The organism is Ollibium composti (genome assembly GCF_004801285.1).
Lineage (GTDB): Bacteria > Pseudomonadota > Alphaproteobacteria > Rhizobiales > Rhizobiaceae > Mesorhizobium > Mesorhizobium composti.
On record NZ_SSNY01000007.1, the window covers coordinates 63,649 to 80,058 of the forward strand.

Below are 16,410 nucleotides of genomic sequence, written 5' to 3' on the forward strand. Positions count from 1 at the left end.
TCGTGTCTAGTGTCCTGACACCAGCCGCGGCCAGGGACCGACGGCTCGCCAACGAAACCGGGTGAACCGGTTCGGGGCGTCAACACTCGCAAGGCGTGTTTGAGGGGCGCACGCCGTTAGGGAGAACTTTATGCTGAAGACAATGCTCAAGGCGACCGTATTCGCCGCTACTCTGGCTGTTTCGGCCGGCGCGTTCCAGGCGCCGGCTTTCGCCGATGTGGTCTACAATCGCGGCAGTGCCGCCGAGCCCGAATCGCTCGACCCGCACAAGACCTCGACCATCTATGAAGCCAACGTCCTGCGCGACCTGTTTCAGGGTCTCGTCATGCAGGACGAGAAGGCGAACGTCATTCCCGGCGCCGCCGAAAGCTGGACGGTTTCGGACGACGGTACAGTCTACACCTTCAAGCTGCGCAAGGACGGCATGTGGTCGGACGGCAGCCCCGTGACGGCGGAAGATTTCGTCTATGCTTTCCACCGGCTGGAAGATCCGGCGACCGGCGCCGAGTACGCTTCCATGCTCTACCCGATAAAGGGTGCCGAGGAGGTCAACACCAAGAAGGGCAAACCCGAGGATATGGGCGTCAAGGCGATCGACGCCACGACGCTGGAAGTCACGCTCAAGGCGCCGACGCCCTATTTCCTCGAAATGCTGACCCACCAGGCGACCTATCCGGTCAGCAAGGCCTCCATCGACAAGCTCGGCGCCGATTGGGTCAAGGCTGGCAAGCTGGTTTCAAACGGCGCCTATACACTGGCCGAGTGGGTGCCGAACGACCACATCAAGCTGGTCAAGAACCCGAAGTTCTGGGATGCGGACACCGTCAAGATCGACACGGTGAACTACATCCCGACCGAGGATCGTGCCTCGGCGATCAAGCGCTTCGAGGCCGGCGAACTTGACAGCTACGACGACCTGCCGACCGAGCAGCTGGCGGACCTCCAGGCCAAGTTCGGCGACCAGATCAAGGTCGGCCCCTATCTCGGCACCTATTACTACGCCATCAAGACCGACAAGGCGCCGTGGGACAATGTCGAGCTGCGCAACGCCATCTCCATGGCCATCGACCGCGACTTCCTCGCCGAGAAGGTCTGGCAGAATTCCATGCTGCCCGGCTATTCCATGGTTCCGCCCGGTATCGAAGGCTACACGCCGGCGTTGGCCAAATACGCCGACATGCCGCAGATCGACCGTGAGGACGAGGCCAAGAAGATTCTCGAGAAGCTCGGCTACACGCCCGAGCATCCGCTGAAGATGGAGATCCGCTACAACACCTCGGAGAACCACAAGAACACCGCCGTGGCCATCCAGGAGCAGTTGAAGCCGCTCGGCGTCGAGGTGACGTTGCTCAACACCGACACCAAGACGCACTACAGCTTCCTGGAGCAGAAGGGCAACTACGACGTCGCCCGCGCCGGCTGGATCGCCGACTACAAGGACCCCGAGACCTTCCTCGGCATTTCGCGCAAGGCCAGCGGCAACAACTACTCCGACTTCGACAACGCTGACTTCGAGAAGGCCATGGACAAGGCCGCCGCTGCCGGCGGCAATCCGCAGGAGCGCATGAAGGACCTCTCCGAGGCCGAGCGTGTGCTGGTCGACAATGTCGGCAACATCCCGCTTCTCTACTACAGCTACCACGACATCGTTTCGCCGAAGCTGCACGGCTTCGTCGACAACGTGATGGACGTCCATCCGTCCCGCTTCATCAGCAAGGACTGATTTAGTCAGCCGCCGTTCCCAAGTCGGGAGCGGCGGCCCCTTGCTCAAGCGGGGAGGGGACGGTGCTTCTCTACGTGTTCCGGCGGTTGCTGACCGCCATACCGACGCTGTTCGTCATCGTGACACTGGCGTTCTTCCTGATCAGGGTCGCGCCCGGCGGCCCGTTCAACCAGGAGCGGGGCCTGAGCCCCGAGATCAAGGCCAACCTGGAAGCCCAGTTCGGCCTCAACGATCCGCTCTGGGTGCAATATCTCCACTACCTGAAGAACCTGGCGCACGGCGATTTCGGCCCGAGCTACAACCTGCCCGATTTCACCGTCGGCGAACTTTTCGCCAAGGGCCTGCCGATCTCGGTTCAGCTCGGTGCGTCCGCGCTCGTCCTTGCTTTGCTGCTCGGTTCGCTGCTCGGCACCGTGGCGGCGCTGAACCAGAACAAGGCGGGCGACTATTCGGTGATCGCGCTGGCCACCGCCGGTTCCACCATCCCCACCTTCGTCATCGCGCCGATCATCCAGCTCGTCTTCGGCCTGACATGGAGGCTGTTGCCGATCGGCGGCTGGGGAGACGGGGCGTTCGTCAACAAGATCGGACCGGTGCTCACGCTCGCCTTGCCGCAGATCGCCATCGTCGCGCGCCTGATGCGCGGCTCGATGATCGAATCGCTGCACTCGCACCATATCCGCACCGCCCGCGCGCTCGGCCTTTCCGACTGGTCGGTGGTCGTCAAGCACGCGCTGCGCGGCGCCGTCCTGCCGATCGTCTCCTTCACCGGCCCGGCCGCCGCGGCACTTCTGACCGGCTCCATCATCGTCGAGACGATCTTCGCCATTCCCGGCGTCGGGCGCTATTTCGTCGATGCAGCGCTGAACCGCGACTACACGCTGGTGATGGGCACGGTGGTAGTGATCGCCATCTTCACCATCGTCTTCAACCTCATCGTCGACATCATGTATGCCGTGGTCGATCCGAGGGTGCGCTATGACTGAGGTCGCCGCCGCCGCTCCCGCCGCCATCGTCGGCCGATCGCTCTGGGGCGATGCCTGGGCGCGCCTGAAGGCGAACCGCGCCGCCATGGTCAGCCTGTGCTATCTCATCCTGATGGCGATCGTGTGCATAGCCGGCCCCTGGTTCGTGCCGCACAACTACACCACCATCTATTCCGACTATGTGCGAACGCCGCCGAGCTTCTCCGCCTATCCGAAGGCGGAGATGGTGCAGGGTGCGCTGGACGACGTGCTGAAGCGCATGCGCGTCGATCTGAAGGATTGGAAGCTGGAGGACAGCCGCGCCGTCGTCACCGTCACCGCGACCCGGCCGATCGATGAGCGCTATCTGCGCTACATCGACCGCTCCGACACCTTCGACGACGCCAAGGTGGAAGCTAAATCGAATGACGGGCTGGAAATGACGTTCAGCGCCGCCGTCAGGCAGCAGTATTTCTTCTTCGGCACCGACAATGTCGGCCGCGACCTGCTGTCCCGCACCTTGATGGCGGGACGCATATCGCTGTCGATCGGCCTGCTCGCCGGCGTCGTCGCCGTCGTCATCGGCGTGCTTTACGGCTCGACTGCCGGCTTCATCGGCGGCAAGGTCGACGAGGTGATGATGCGCATCGTCGACGTGCTCTATTCGCTGCCCTTCATCTTCTTCGTCATCATGCTGGTCGTCTTCTTCGGACGAAACTTCGTGCTGATGTTCCTCGCCGTCGGCGCGGTTCTGTGGCTCGATATGGCGCGCATCGTGCGTGGGCAGGCGCTGTCGATCCGAAGGCAGGAATATGTCCAGGCAGCCGAGGCGCTGGGCGTCGGCGCGCGCGGCATCCTTTCGCGCCATGTCATCCCCAACCTGCTCGGCCCGGTGGTGATCTACATGACGCTGCTGGTGCCGCAGGTCATCATCCTGGAAAGCTTCCTGTCGTTCCTCGGCCTCGGCGTGCAGGAACCGATGACGAGCTGGGGCGTGCTGATCTCGACGGGTGCCAAGAACATCGGCACCGCCAACTGGCTGCTTCTGTTCCCGGCCTTCTTCCTCGTCTCGACGCTGTTCGCGCTGAACTTTGTCGGCGACGGCCTGCGCGACGCCCTCGACCCGAAGGATCGCTGAGATGACGGGACGCGAAACGATCCTCGATGTCCGCGGCCTCCGGGTCCGCTTCCGTACCCTCGACGGAACGGTCGAGGCGGTGAAGGGCATCGACATCCATGTCGGCGCCGGCGAGACCGTCGCCGTCGTCGGCGAATCCGGCTCGGGCAAGAGCCAGACCATGATGGCCGCCATGCGCCTTCTCGCCTCCAACGGCGAAGCCAGCGGCACGGTCGACTATCGCGGCCGCAATCTCCTGGAACTCGGCAAGTCCGATCTCAACAAGGTGCGCGGCTCGAAGATCAGCATGATCTTCCAGGAGCCGATGACCTCGCTCGATCCGCTCTACACCATCGGCAATCAGCTTATCGAGCCGATCCGCCGCCATCGCGGGCTGGGCGCCGCCGAGGCGCGCAAGGAAGCGCTCAAGCTTCTGCGCCTGGTCCGTATTCCCGACCCGGAACGGCGGATGAAATCCTATCCCTACGAAATGTCCGGCGGTCAGCGGCAGCGCGTCATGATCGCGATGGCGCTTGCCAACGACCCCGATATCCTGATCGCCGACGAGCCGACGACCGCGCTCGACGTCACCATCCAGGGCGAAATCCTGACCCTGCTGGCGGAACTGCAGCAGAAGCTTGGCATGGCGATCGTCTTCATCACCCACGATCTCGGCATCGTGCGCCGCTTCGCCGACCGCGTCTATGTCATGCGCTCCGGCGAGGTGGTGGAAGAGGGGGAAACCGAGGCACTGTTTTCAGCACCCCAGCACGACTACACCAAGATGCTTCTTGCGGCCGAACCGACGGGCAGCAAGGATCCGCCACCGCCCAATGCGCCGGTGCTTCTGGAAGGCCGCAACGTCGAGGTGACGTTCAGGATCGGCGGGGGCTTCCTGGCCGGCGAGCCGATGCTGCTCAGGGCCGTCGACCGCATCTCGGTGCGACTGAAGCGCCGACAGACCATCGGTATCGTCGGGGAGTCGGGCTCGGGCAAATCGACCCTTGGCCGTGCTCTGCTCAGGCTGCTGCCGAGTGACGGCGTCATCCGCTTCGACGACAAGGATATTTCCCATGCCGACCGGCAGGCGATGCGGCCGCTGCGGCGCGAACTGCAACTGGTCTTCCAGGACCCGTTCGGTTCGCTGTCGCCGCGCATGACAGTCGGTCAGGTCGTCACCGAAGGCCTGCTGGTCCACGAGCCTGAGCTTTCAGGCAGGCAGCGCGACCAGCGGGCTGTTGAAGCCTTGCGCGAGGTTGGAATCGATCCCAATGCCCGCAATCGCTACCCACACGAGTTTTCGGGCGGCCAGCGCCAGCGCATCGCCATCGCGCGCGCCATGATCCTGAAGCCCAAGGTGGTGGTGCTCGACGAGCCGACCTCGGCGCTCGACCGCTCGGTGCAGAAGCAGATCGTCGACCTGCTGCGCCAGCTTCAGGCGGAGCACGATCTGTCCTATCTGTTCATCAGTCACGATCTCTCGGTGGTGCGCGCCATGGCCGACTACATCATCGTCATGCGGCAGGGAAAGATCGTCGAGGAAGGGCCGACGGAGGCGATCTTCGACCATCCGCAGGACACCTACACGCAGACCTTGATGGCCGCGGCCATCGACTCGACGCGCTTTCGCGCCAGCGCGTGAAGGCAAGGTTTCGCATGGACGCGTGACACGTCACGCGTTCCGCATTCCTTTCTCAGGAAGGCGTTTTAACGCGCTGACCTGTCAAAGAAAAAGCCGCCTCAAGGGCGGCCTTCAGTCTGGTCGGAGTGGCAGGATTTGAACCTGCGACCCCCTCGTCCCGAACGAGGTGCGCTACCAGACTGCGCTACACTCCGTGGCCAGACGGCGGGCTTATAGCTGCCGTGCTGCTTTCCTGCAAGCACCAATGGCGACGATCATGGCGCAATTTGCGGCTTGCGTTGCAACCCTAACGGAAGATGAAGGTCATTCTTCATCTTCGGCTCTTCCGCTTCTGTCGTGGAGCGATATGGTCGGTCAGTCGGCTCTGGCGATGAGATTCGCTTTGCCGATCCGTATGGGCTACGGGGTGGGGTGGCAGTGGAATGAACGAGCAGGTGGTCTGCTTTGTTCTGGCGGGAGGGGCCGGAACGCGGCTGTGGCCTTTGTCGAGGCCCGAAAAGCCAAAGCAATTCCATGATCTGTGTGGCGCCGGCACGATGCTGGCGCGGACGTTGCACCGGCTGAAAGGACGACCTGAAGGAGCGACTCCTCTCTTCGTGATCGCAGCCGAGCGACATGCGGCTCTGGTGCATCGGGAAGTCGCGGAAATCGACCTTGCCGGCGGAGTCCTGCTTGAGCAGAGAGGGCGCGACACGGCCGCCGCCGTGGCTCTGGCGACGCTTGAGACCCTCCGCACCTTCGATGATTCCCTCATGCTGATCGCTCCGTCGGACCATGAGATTTCGACCGTCGGCCAGTTCTGGGAAACCGTCGAGAGCGGCATTCCGGCCGCCAATGCCGGACGTGTGGTGCTGTTCGGCGTCGAACCGCAGCATGCGGACACCGGCTACGGCTATATCGAGGCCGGCGAGCGTCATGGCGACGTTTTCGGCGTGCGGCGCTTCATCGAGAAGCCGGGGAGGGAGACCGCGGAGCGCTTTGTGCGCGACGGCGGCTTTCTCTGGAATGCCGGCATTTTCCTCTTCCATGCGGAAACCATGCGCCGAGCCTTTCAGGCTTTGCAGCCGGCGCTGTGGGCGGCGGTCGAACAGGCCTTTCAGGCTGCTACAGGCGAGAAGGCAGCGCCACGTCTTTCGATCGACTATGGGGATATTCCTGCCGTCTCGTTCGATCGCGCCATCATCGAACGGCTCGACAATTTGGCCTTGGTCCTGGCCAGATTTGCCTGGACCGACCTCGGCTCATGGGAAGCGCTTCTGGCCGCAGCCGGGCCGGACGAGAACGGCAATGTTTTTGCTGGCGACGTGGCCGCCATCGACTGTCGCGGCTCCTACCTCAGCAGCGAGGGTCGGCACCTCTCCGTTGCGGGCGCCGAGCATCTAGCCATCGTCTCGACGCCGGACGCGGTATTCGTCGCGCCGGTAGGCCGCAAGCATGAGATGGGTCGGGCTGCCGATAGCGTGAGATATCAAGGCCTGCTTCCGGAGCCGACGCGGACGGAATTGATCGGCACACAGCGCTGGGGGCATTGGCGGCCGCGCGTTCGACGCTGGTTGTTCGAGCAGGCACTGCCGCTTTGGGCGAACGTCGGCCCGGACAGGCGCCATGGCGGTTTTTACGAGGCCATCGGCTTCGATGGCGATGCGCTGGACAAGCCGAAGCGCATGCGCACCATGGCCAGACAGGTCTACGCCTTTGCCGCTGCGCGACGGTATGGCTGGGACGGTCCGGCCGATCAGTTGATCGACCAGGGTCTTGCCTTCATCTCTCGTCAGGGCAGGACCGCCGCAGGCGGCTGGGTGCGCGCGCTCGATGCCGACGGCACGGTCCTGGATCCGGTGGAGGACAGTTACGACCAAGCCTGCGTGCTGCTGGCGCTCGCCGAGGCGCATCGGTGTGGCCATCCCGGTGCGCTCGCGCTGTGTCATGAGACACTCGTTGCCCTCGACGTCAAACTACGGACTGCCGGGTCGTTCGGCTATCTGGATGCCTCGGACGCCGATCCCGCCCGCCGGCGCTCCAACCCGCATATGCACCTGCTGGAGGCCTTTCTGGGCTGGCACGAAGCGACCGGCGACGGCGGGTTTCTCACGCGGGCAGAGGAGGTGATCGATCTTTTCGCATCGTGCTTCTTCGACCCGGAAAACTGGACGCTGGGCGAATGCTCGGATGCCGGCCGGACGCCAGCCAACAGGATCGGTGAGTTCGAGCCGGGTCACCATTTCGAATGGGCGTGGCTGATCGTGGATTTCGTGCGCCGAGCGGGGCGACCCGATCTGGTCGCCTTTGCCCGTAAGCTTTATGCCACGGCCGTCGCCAACGGCGTCAACCGCGCCACCGGCCTTGCTTTGGGTCGCGTTTCGACAAGCGGCGTGCCGCTCGATCCGGTATCGCGCAGCTGGCCGCAGGCGGAGGCGATCAAAGCTGCCATCGCGCTGGATTCAGCCGGCGGAGCGGACTTGAAGCCTGAGATCGAGGAGCGCGTCGGCCGCCTGTTCGCATGGCATCTCGATCCGGCTCCCGCTGGCCTTTGGATCGACCGCATCGGACCGGACGGCGAGCCGCTGGCATCCGAGGTGCCGGCCAGCATCCTCTATCATCTGGTCAGCGCCCTGACCGCCTATCTGGATTACAGCGCGGACGCTGCTCAATAGGGCTAGCGACGTCGCCCGTCTCCACATAGACGGTCTTGATCTGAGAATAGTGCTCCAGCGCCGCCAGCGAGTTCTCGCGGCCGATGCCGGATTGCTTGGTGCCGCCGAAGGGGATTTCCACCGGTGTCAGGTTGTAGGCGTTGATCCAGCAGGTGCCGGCCTGCAATTCGGAAATCACGCGGTGGGCGCGCGGCAGGTCGCGCGTGAAAACGCCGGCGGCAAGGCCGAATTCGGTGGCGTTGGCACGTTCTATCACTTCGTCTTCATGGTCGAAGGAGAGCACGCTCATCACCGGCCCGAAGATCTCCTCGCGCGCGATGCGCATGGAATCCGTCACGCCGGTAAACACGGTCGGCTCGACGAAAAAGCCGCCTTCGAATCCTTGCAGGCTCGGAACGCCGCCGCCGCAGGCGAGCGTTGCACCTTCTTCCAGGCCGATGCCGATATAGGAGACGACCTTGTCGTGCTGCGCCTTGTTGACCAGCGGTCCCATCTGCGTGTCGGGGGCGAGCGGATCGCCGAGGCGGATTTTCTTGACACGTTCGACCAGCCGCTCCACGAAGCGGTCGTGAATGCCTTTCTGCACGAAGACCCGGGTGCCGTTGGAGCAGACCTGGCCGGCGGAATAGAAATTGCCCAGCATGGCGCCGCCGATGGCGTTTTCGATATCGGCGTCGTCGAAGACGATCAGTGGCGACTTGCCGCCGAGTTCCATCGTCGCGTGCTTCATCTTCGAGCCGGCGAGCGCCAGCACCCGGCGGCCGGTCGGCACCGAGCCGGTGACGGACACCTTGGCCGTCACCTCATGCTCGACCAGGGCGGCGCCGACGTCGCCATAGCCTTGCACGACGTTGAACAGCCCGTCCGGCAGGCCGGCCTCGGTGTAGATCTCGGCCAGCGCCAGTGCCGACAGCGGCGTGTTTTCGGACGGCTTGAAGACCATCGCGTTGCCCATCGCGAGCGCCGGGGCGGATTTCCAGCCGGCGATCTGGATCGGATAGTTCCAGGCGCCGATGCCGACGCAGACGCCCAGCGCCTCGCGCCGCGTGTAGGCGAACGGGCCGCCGAGATCGACGAATTCGCCGTTGAAGGCGGCAACCGCGCCGCCGAGATATTCCAGGCAGTCGGCGGCGGAAGGGGCGTCGGCCACCAGCGTCTCTTGCATCGGCTTGCCGGTGTCGAGCGTCTCCAGCCGCGCCAGTTCCTCGTTGCGGGCGCGCAATATGTCTGCAGCGCGGCGCAGGATGCGGCCGCGCTCCACCGGCTTCAGGCGCGCCCATGCCGGCTGCGCCGCGCGCGCTGCCTCGATGGCCAGTTCAATGATGTTGCGCGTCGCCGAATGCAGGCTGGCGATCACCTCGCCGGTGGCCGGGTAGGTGACCGGCAGCGCCGTGCCCTGCTCGTCGTCGACATAGCGGCCGTTGATGTGGTGCGAGGCTTTTGGCTGGGCTTTCATGAGACAGTCTCCATGACGTCGGCGCTGCCCCCCACCCTTACCCTCTCCCCGCAAGAACGGGGAGAGGCGGATGAGGAGTGGCACTGTCCGCGCAAGTTATCGGTCGCTTTCGCGCCACCTTGGATTGATCCATGGTTCCTGGTTCGACGGTGCGAGCGGCGTGCGGCCGAGGATATGGTCGGCGGCCTTCTCACCGGTCATGATCGACGGCGCGTTGAGGTTGCCGTTGGTGACGCGCGGGAAGATGGAGGAATCCGCCACGCGCAGCCCTTCCACACCGATCACCCGGCATTCGGGATCGACCACGCTCGTCCTGTCGTCGGCGCGGCCCATGCGGCAGGTGCCACAGGGATGCAGCGCGCTTTCGGCATGGTCGCGGATGAAGGCATCGAGGTCCTCGTCGCTCTGCACATGGCTGCCGGGCGAAATCTCCCTGCCGCGATAGGCGTCGAAGGCGGCCTGCCCGAAGATTTCGCGGGTGAGCCGGATGCAGTGGCGGAACTCGGTCCAGTCGTCCGGATGCGCCATGTAGTTGAAACGGATGACTGGCTTCGCCCAGGGTTCGGGCGAACGAAGCGTGACGCTGCCGCGCGACTTGGACCGCATCGGCCCGACATGCGCCTGGAAGCCATGCGTTTTGGCGACGGCCTTGCCGTCGTAGCGCACTGCCGCCGGGATGAAATGGTACTGGATATCGGGATAATCGATGCCGGCGGCCGAGCGCACGAAGGCGGCGGCCTCGAAATGGTTGGTGGCGCCGAGCCCGTTCTTGAAGAACAGCCAGCGCGCGCCGATCAGCGCCTTGGAAAAGGGATTCAGGACCGAGTTCAGCGTGATCGGCTGGGTCGATTCCTGCTGGATGTAGAGTTCGAGGTGGTCCTGCAGGTTGGCGCCGACGCCGGGGCGATCGGCGATCACCTCGATGCCGTTTTCCCTGAGATGCGCGGCCGGGCCGATGCCCGACAGCATCAGGATCTTCGGCGAGTTGATGGACGAGGCAGCGACGACGACTTCGCGTCTTGCCTTAACGAGTTGAATCTTTCTGTGAGCCTCGATCTCGACGCCGACGGCGCGTTGATTCTCGATCACCACGCGCCGGGCGAAGCCCTTGACCAGACTCAGGTTCTGGCGTTTGAGCGCAGGCCTCAGATAGGCGTTGGCGGTGGACCAGCGGCGACCGTTGTGGATGGTCTGCTCCATCGGCCCGAAACCTTCCTGCTTGGCGCCGTTGTAGTCGTCGGTCAGTTCGAAGCCGGCCTGCCTTCCGGCCTCGATGAAGGCGGCGTAGAGCGGATTGCGGCGCTGGCCACGCTGGACGTGCAGCGGGCCGTCTGTGCCGCGCCAGCCGTCTTCGCCGCCGTGCGAATGCTCCATGCGCTTGAAGTAGGGCAGCACGTCGGCATAACTCCAGCCGGCCGCGCCCTGTTCGGCCCAATGGTCGAAGTCGTGCGCATGGCCGCGCACATAGACCATGCCGTTGATGGAAGAGGAGCCGCCCAGCACCTTGCCGCGCGGGGTGGCGAGCACGCGGCCGCCCAGATGCGGTTCCGGCTCGCTGGCAAAGCCCCAGTCGTAGAGCGGCATGTTGAGCGGGATCGAGAGCGCCGAAGGCATCTGGATGAGCGGCCCGGCATCCGTGCCGCCGTATTCGATGACGATGACGGAATGCCTGCCGTCTTCGGACAGGCGATAAGCCATGGCCGAGCCGGCCGAGCCCGAGCCGATGATGACGAAATCCGCTTCGGCGAGAACGTCCATGCTACTCGCCCCGCGGGAAACGTTTGCTCTCCTCGAGCGTGTCGAGGTTCATATGGTTGCGCATGTAGCGCTCTGACGCCTTTTGCAGCGGCTGGAATTCCCACGGGAAGTAGGCGCCGTTGCGCAGCGCCGGATAGACCACCCAGCGGCGTGCCTGGCTGGCGCGTACGGCGGCGTCGAAGCCGGCCATGTCCCAGCGCGCGCGAACCTTCTCCATGAAGCTTTCGACCAGCGCCGCATGGGCCGGATCGGCGGCAAGATTGGTCAGTTCGTGCCGATCGGCTTCGAGGTCGAAAAGCTGCGGCGGGTCGAGCTCGCAGTGGACGAACTTGTAACGGCCTTCGCGGATACCGACCAGCGGCGCATAGCTGCCCTCGGCGGCATATTCCATCAGCACCGGCGCTTCGCGCGTCCCGCCGTCGAGCAGCGGCCTCAGCGACTGGCCGTCGGTCCACGGCATGATCGCCTCGATATCGATGCCGGCGAGGTCGCACAGCGTCGGCGTCACGTCGAGGTTCGACACCGGCTTATCGATCCGCCCGGCCGATATGCCCCTGCCGGCGATCATCAGCGGCACGCGCGCCGCGCCCTCGAAGAAGCACATCTTGAACCACAGGCCGCGCTCGCCCAGCATGTCGCCGTGGTCGGAGCAGAACAGGACGATGGTGTCGTCCAGCATCCGCGTGCGTTCCAGCACCGAGACCAGTTCACCCACCTTGTCGTCGAGATAGGAGATGTTGGCGAAATAGCCGCGCCGTGCGCGCCGGACCTGCTCGGGCCTGATGTCGAAGCTGTCGTAGTCGCTCGCCTTGTAGAGCCGCTGCGAATGCGGGTCCTGGCTTTCATAGGGGATGAAGCCGACCTCCGGCTCCAGCGCCGGGCAGTCCTCGTAGAGGTCCCAGTATTGGCGCCGGGCAACATACGGGTCATGCGGATGGGTGAAGGAGACGGTCAGGCACCACGGCCTGCGCGCGGTATCGTCGGAGGCGCGCGACAGGTCGTAGAGCTTCTGCACGGCGTGGAAGGCGACTTCGTCGTCGTATTCCATCTGGTTGGTGATTTCGGCGACGCCCGCGCCGGTGACGGAACCGAGGTTGTGATACCACCAGTCGATGCGCTCGCCCGGCTTGCGATAGTCCGGCGTCCAGCCGAAGTCGGCCGGGTAGATGTCGGTGGTCAGCCGCTCCTCGAAGCCGTGCAACTGGTCCGGCCCGACGAAATGCATCTTGCCCGACAGGCAGGTGTGGTAGCCGGCGGCGCGCAGATGATGCGCGAAGGTGGGCACGGAGGAGGGGAATTCGGCGGCGTTGTCGTAGACGCCGGTGCGCGACGGCAGTTGTCCGCTCATGAAGGATGCGCGGCCGGGCGCGCAAAGCGGCGAGGCGGTGTAGTTGTTGGAAAACCGCGCCGAGCGCGCCGCCAGCGCCTTGAGATGCGGCGCATGCAGGAAGTCTGCCGGCCCGTCCGGGAACAGGGTCCCGTTGAGCTGGTCGACCATGACGATGAGGATATTCGGCTTGGCGGTCATGCGCGGGGTGCCTGTTTGGCCAGCATGGCGTCGACATAATCTTCGACCAGCGAAATCGCGCTGGCAGGGTTCGGCAGGCCGTCGCGCAGCGCGCGGCGGATGTAGAGGCCGTCGATCATCGCCGCGATCGCCTCGGCCATGCGTTCGGCTTGCTTGCGCGGCACGAGCGGGAGAAGGCCGCTCATCAGATTGGAATGCAGCCGCCGCGCATAGACGCTGAGCAGACGGCGCAGCGGCAGCGAGTTCTGCGCTTCGACATAGAAGGCGAGCCACGCATGCACCGTTTCCTCGCGGAACTGGCTGGCGTTGAAGTTGACGGCGGCGATGGCCGACAGCCGCTGGCGCGGTGCCGTCGCCTTGCGAAGTGCTGCCACGCTGTCGCGGCCGAGATCGGCCAGCAACTGTCGCATCGTGGCGAGCAGCAGTTCTTCCTTCGGGCCGAAGTAGTGGTGCGCCAGCGCTGACGACACGCCGGCGCGTTCGGCGATTTCCGACACGGTGACGTTGAGCGAGCCGCGTTCGCCGATCGCCGAAATCGTGGCGTCGATCAGCGCCTTGCGGCGCACCGGTTCCATTCCGAGCTTTGGCATGGCGATCCTCCCACCGTCAGTTTATTTTTTATTGACTCATCAATCAATAACCCATCGGCGGTGGCTCAATCGATTCAATCACCTTCGCATGTGCGAAATCACTTTACGCGGCTGCGAAGGTGGTTCAGATTTGAACAAAGACACGCCGCAGCCCCATAAGACGCGGCGAAGGAGGCAGTCATGACCGCATGCATCGTCGGCTGGGCGCATTCCCGCTTCGGTAAGCTGGAAGGCGAGACGCTGGAGGGCCTGATCACCAAGGTGGCAGCCGAAGCGCTGGAGCACGCCGGCGTCGGGCCGGACGACGTGGACGAAATCGTGCTCGGCCATTTCAACGCCGGTTTTTCGCCTCAGGATTTCACCGCCAGTCTCGTGCTGCAAACCGATGATCGCTTGCGCTTCAAGCCGGCGACACGGGTGGAGAATGCGTGTGCGACGGGATCGGCCGCGGTGCGGCAGGGTATCCGTTCCATTGACGCCAAGGCGGCCCGCGTGGTTCTGGTGGTCGGTGCCGAGCAGATGACCACGACGCCCGGTCCGGAGATCGGCAAGAACCTCCTGAAAGCCTCCTACCTGCCGGAGGACGGCGACACACCGGCGGGTTTCGCCGGCGTCTTCGGCAAGATCGCGCAGGCCTATTTCCAGCGCTACGGCGACCAGTCGGACGCGCTTGCGATGATCGCGGCAAAGAATCACAGGAACGGCGTCGACAATCCCTATGCGCAGATGCGCAAGGATTTCGGCTATGATTTCTGCCGCCATGAGAGCGAGAAGAATCCCTTCGTCGCAGGCCCACTGAAGCGTACGGATTGCTCGCTGGTATCGGACGGTGCGGCGGCGCTTGTGCTGACCGATTCGACGACGGCGCTCGGCATGCGCCGCGCCGTCGCCTTCCGCGCCAATGAGCATGTGCAGGACTTTTTGCCCATGTCGAAGCGTGACATCCTGTTGTTCGAAGGCTGCGAGGAAGCCTGGGGCCGGGCGCTGAAGAAGGCCGGCGTGACGCTGGGCGACCTCTCTTTCGTCGAGACGCATGACTGCTTCACCATCGCCGAACTGATCGAATACGAGGCGATGGGGCTCGTTAAACGCGGCGAGGGCGCAAAACTCGCCATGGAAGGTTACACCGCCAAGGACGGCAGGCTGCCAGTCAATCCCTCGGGCGGCCTGAAGTCGAAAGGCCATCCGATCGGCGCCACCGGCGTTTCCATGCATGTGCTCACCGCCATGCAACTGACGGGCGAGGCCGGCGGCATTCAGGTTCCGGGCGCCAAACTCGGCGGCATCTTCAACATGGGCGGTGCGGCGGTGGCGAACTACGTCTCCATTCTGGACCGGATCAGATAGGCCAGGACTGCGGTGCCGGACCATAGGGCCGGTTCCTCCGGAACGGTTTTGCCGTTCTTCACCATCGGCCATTCGACCCGCACGATCCCGGAATTCGTCGACCTCCTGCGGGTCGCTGGGGTGGAGATGGTGGCCGATATTCGCACCGTGCCGCGCTCGCGCACCAATCCGCAATACAACAAGGACGTGCTAGGCGAGAACCTCGCTCCCTATCAGATCGGCTACGAGCATATTGCCGAGCTCGGCGGGCTGCGCGGAAAGGCAGGCGATGTTCCCGAGACGACCAACGCCTTCTGGGTCAACCGGAGTTTTCATAACTACGCCGACTATGCGCTGGGCGAACGCTTCCACACCGGCCTTGAGGCGCTCGTCGCGCTCGGTCGACGGCGGCGAACGGCGATGATGTGCTCGGAGGCCGTCTGGTGGCGCTGCCATCGCCGCATCGTCGCGGACTACCTTCTGTGCGGCGGCGAGACGGTCTTTCATCTCATGGGCGACGACCGTATGGAGCCGGCCACCATGACGCCGGGCGCCCGCTGCCAGTCGCCGGACCGGCTTGTCTATCCAGCCGAACCGTTGCAGGAATAAGTCTCCGAATTCCATTCCCGGGCATCAACGATGACAAACCCTGTTCTGGTCGAAGTGACCCGCGGCAATGTGGTCGAGAGCGCCCATCGCGGCGCGGTGGCCGTCTATGAGGCGGACGGCAAGCCGCTGCTGGAGATCGGCGACACCGCACGCCCTGTCTTCCCGCGCTCCGCCGTCAAGGCGATCCAGGCGCTGCCCTTCGTCGAAAGCGGCGCGGCGGACGCCTACGGTTTCGGCGAGAAGGAACTGGCGCTTTCCTGTGCTTCCCATTCCGGCGAGCCGGAGCATGTCGAACTGGCGCGCTCCATGCTGGCAAAGGCCGGCCTAGACGAAACCGCGCTGGAATGCGGCACTCATTGGCCCTCGAATCACGAGGCGACGATTGCGCTCGCCCGGTCCGGCGGCTCGCCCGGCGCGCTGCACAACAACTGCTCCGGCAAGCATTCGGGATTTCTCTGCACCTGCCGGCATCTCGGTATCGATCATCGCGGCTATGTCGCGGCCGGCCATCCTGAGCAGGAGATGGTGCGCGAGGCGATGGAGAGCGTTACCGGCGCCGTCCACGATGCCGAGCATCGCGGCACGGACGGCTGCTCCATCCCGACCTATGCCGTGCCGCTGCGCAGCTACGCCCTCGGCTTCGCCCGCATGGTGACGGGAAAGGGCCTGCCGCCCGAGCGCGCGAAGGCAGCGCAACGGCTGCTCAAGGCCTGCATGGCCGAACCCTTTCTGGTCGCCGGCACCGACCGCGCCGACGTCGCGCTGATGCAGGCCGCGCCCGGCCGTATCTTCGTCAAGACCGGTGCGGAGGGCGTCTACTGTGCCGCCGTGCCGGAACTGGGCGTGGGTATTTCACTGAAATGCGACGATGGTGCCAGCCGCGGCGCAGAAGTGATGGTCGCGGCGGTACTGAGCAAATTGCTCAAGACCGACGGGACACTGGCGGCGAAGCTGACGGAACTCGCCAATCCGGCCTTGGAAAATCGCAAGGGCCTGAAGGTCGGCGCATTGCGTCCTGCCGGGGCGCTCGCCTGAGGCTCCC

12 protein-coding genes and 1 tRNA gene are annotated in these 16,410 nt (G+C 64.5%); 8 read left to right on the forward strand and 5 right to left on the reverse strand.

The window, feature by feature from the left end; genetic code table 11:
- Positions 1–130: 130 nt before the first annotated feature.
- From E6C48_RS13030 to E6C48_RS13045, 4 genes are all read left to right on the forward strand, one after another.
- Positions 131–1,723 carry a peptide ABC transporter substrate-binding protein gene (locus tag E6C48_RS13030; RefSeq protein ID WP_136357855.1) on the forward strand — a complete coding sequence of 531 codons (1,593 nt, stop codon included), beginning with the start codon at positions 131–133 and terminating at the stop codon, positions 1,721–1,723.
- A 62-nt stretch (positions 1,724–1,785) separates the two neighbouring features.
- Positions 1,786–2,709 carry an ABC transporter permease subunit gene (locus tag E6C48_RS13035; RefSeq protein WP_136357857.1) on the forward strand — a complete coding sequence of 308 codons (924 nt, stop codon included), beginning with the start codon at positions 1,786–1,788 and terminating at the stop codon, positions 2,707–2,709.
- Positions 2,702–3,826 carry an ABC transporter permease gene (locus tag E6C48_RS13040; RefSeq protein WP_136357859.1) on the forward strand — a complete coding sequence of 375 codons (1,125 nt, stop codon included), beginning with the start codon at positions 2,702–2,704 and terminating at the stop codon, positions 3,824–3,826. Before E6C48_RS13035 ends, E6C48_RS13040 begins: the two co-directional genes overlap by 8 nt.
- A gap of 1 nt (position 3,827) precedes the next feature.
- Positions 3,828–5,447, forward strand: coding sequence for an ABC transporter ATP-binding protein (locus E6C48_RS13045; protein ID WP_136357861.1), 1,620 nt, complete (start codon positions 3,828–3,830; stop codon positions 5,445–5,447).
- 117 nt (positions 5,448–5,564) lie between these two features.
- On the opposite strand, the gene E6C48_RS13050 is transcribed toward E6C48_RS13045, so the two are convergent.
- A tRNA-Pro gene (locus E6C48_RS13050) sits at positions 5,565–5,641 on the reverse strand.
- 228 nt (positions 5,642–5,869) lie between these two features.
- Between E6C48_RS13050 and E6C48_RS13055 the strand changes: the two genes are divergently transcribed.
- Positions 5,870–8,101 carry an AGE family epimerase/isomerase gene (locus tag E6C48_RS13055; RefSeq protein ID WP_136357863.1) on the forward strand — a complete coding sequence of 744 codons (2,232 nt, stop codon included), beginning with the start codon at positions 5,870–5,872 and terminating at the stop codon, positions 8,099–8,101.
- Here E6C48_RS13055 and betB read toward each other — a convergent pair.
- The 4 genes from betB to betI form a co-directional block, all read right to left on the reverse strand.
- Positions 8,052–9,557, reverse strand: a complete 1,506-nt coding sequence (betB, locus tag E6C48_RS13060) for a betaine-aldehyde dehydrogenase (protein WP_136357865.1) — start codon at positions 9,555–9,557, stop codon at positions 8,052–8,054. The two genes, E6C48_RS13055 and betB, sit on opposite strands and share 50 nt — an antisense overlap.
- A 96-nt stretch (positions 9,558–9,653) precedes the next feature.
- Positions 9,654–11,315 (reverse strand): choline dehydrogenase, encoded by a 1,662-nt coding sequence (betA, locus tag E6C48_RS13065; RefSeq protein WP_136357867.1) that lies wholly within the window; start codon positions 11,313–11,315, stop codon positions 9,654–9,656.
- 1 nt (position 11,316) lies between these two features.
- Positions 11,317–12,843: a choline-sulfatase gene (gene betC / locus E6C48_RS13070; protein ID WP_136357869.1), complete on the reverse strand. Its 1,527-nt coding sequence runs from the start codon at positions 12,841–12,843 to the stop codon at positions 11,317–11,319.
- The gene (gene betI, locus E6C48_RS13075) at positions 12,840–13,433 is read right to left on the reverse strand and encodes a transcriptional regulator BetI (protein ID WP_136357871.1); all 594 of its coding nucleotides are present in this window, start codon (positions 13,431–13,433) and stop codon (positions 12,840–12,842) included. The genes betC and betI overlap by 4 nt, the downstream gene beginning before the upstream one ends.
- Before the next feature lie 180 nt (positions 13,434–13,613).
- Here betI and E6C48_RS13080 point away from each other — a divergent pair, with 180 nt between their 5' ends.
- The 3 genes from E6C48_RS13080 to E6C48_RS13090 are packed head-to-tail and all read left to right on the forward strand — an operon-like array spanning position 13,614 to position 16,403.
- The gene (locus tag E6C48_RS13080) at positions 13,614–14,780 is read left to right on the forward strand and encodes an acetyl-CoA acetyltransferase (protein ID WP_136357873.1); all 1,167 of its coding nucleotides are present in this window, start codon (positions 13,614–13,616) and stop codon (positions 14,778–14,780) included.
- Positions 14,781–14,828: 48 nt separating this feature from the next.
- The gene (locus E6C48_RS13085; protein WP_230978753.1) at positions 14,829–15,368 is read left to right on the forward strand and encodes a DUF488 domain-containing protein; all 540 of its coding nucleotides are present in this window, start codon (positions 14,829–14,831) and stop codon (positions 15,366–15,368) included.
- A 30-nt stretch (positions 15,369–15,398) separates the two neighbouring features.
- A complete protein-coding gene (locus tag E6C48_RS13090; protein WP_136357875.1) occupies positions 15,399–16,403 on the forward strand; it encodes an asparaginase in 1,005 nt (334 codons plus the stop codon).
- The last annotated feature ends 7 nt before the right edge of the window (positions 16,404–16,410 follow it).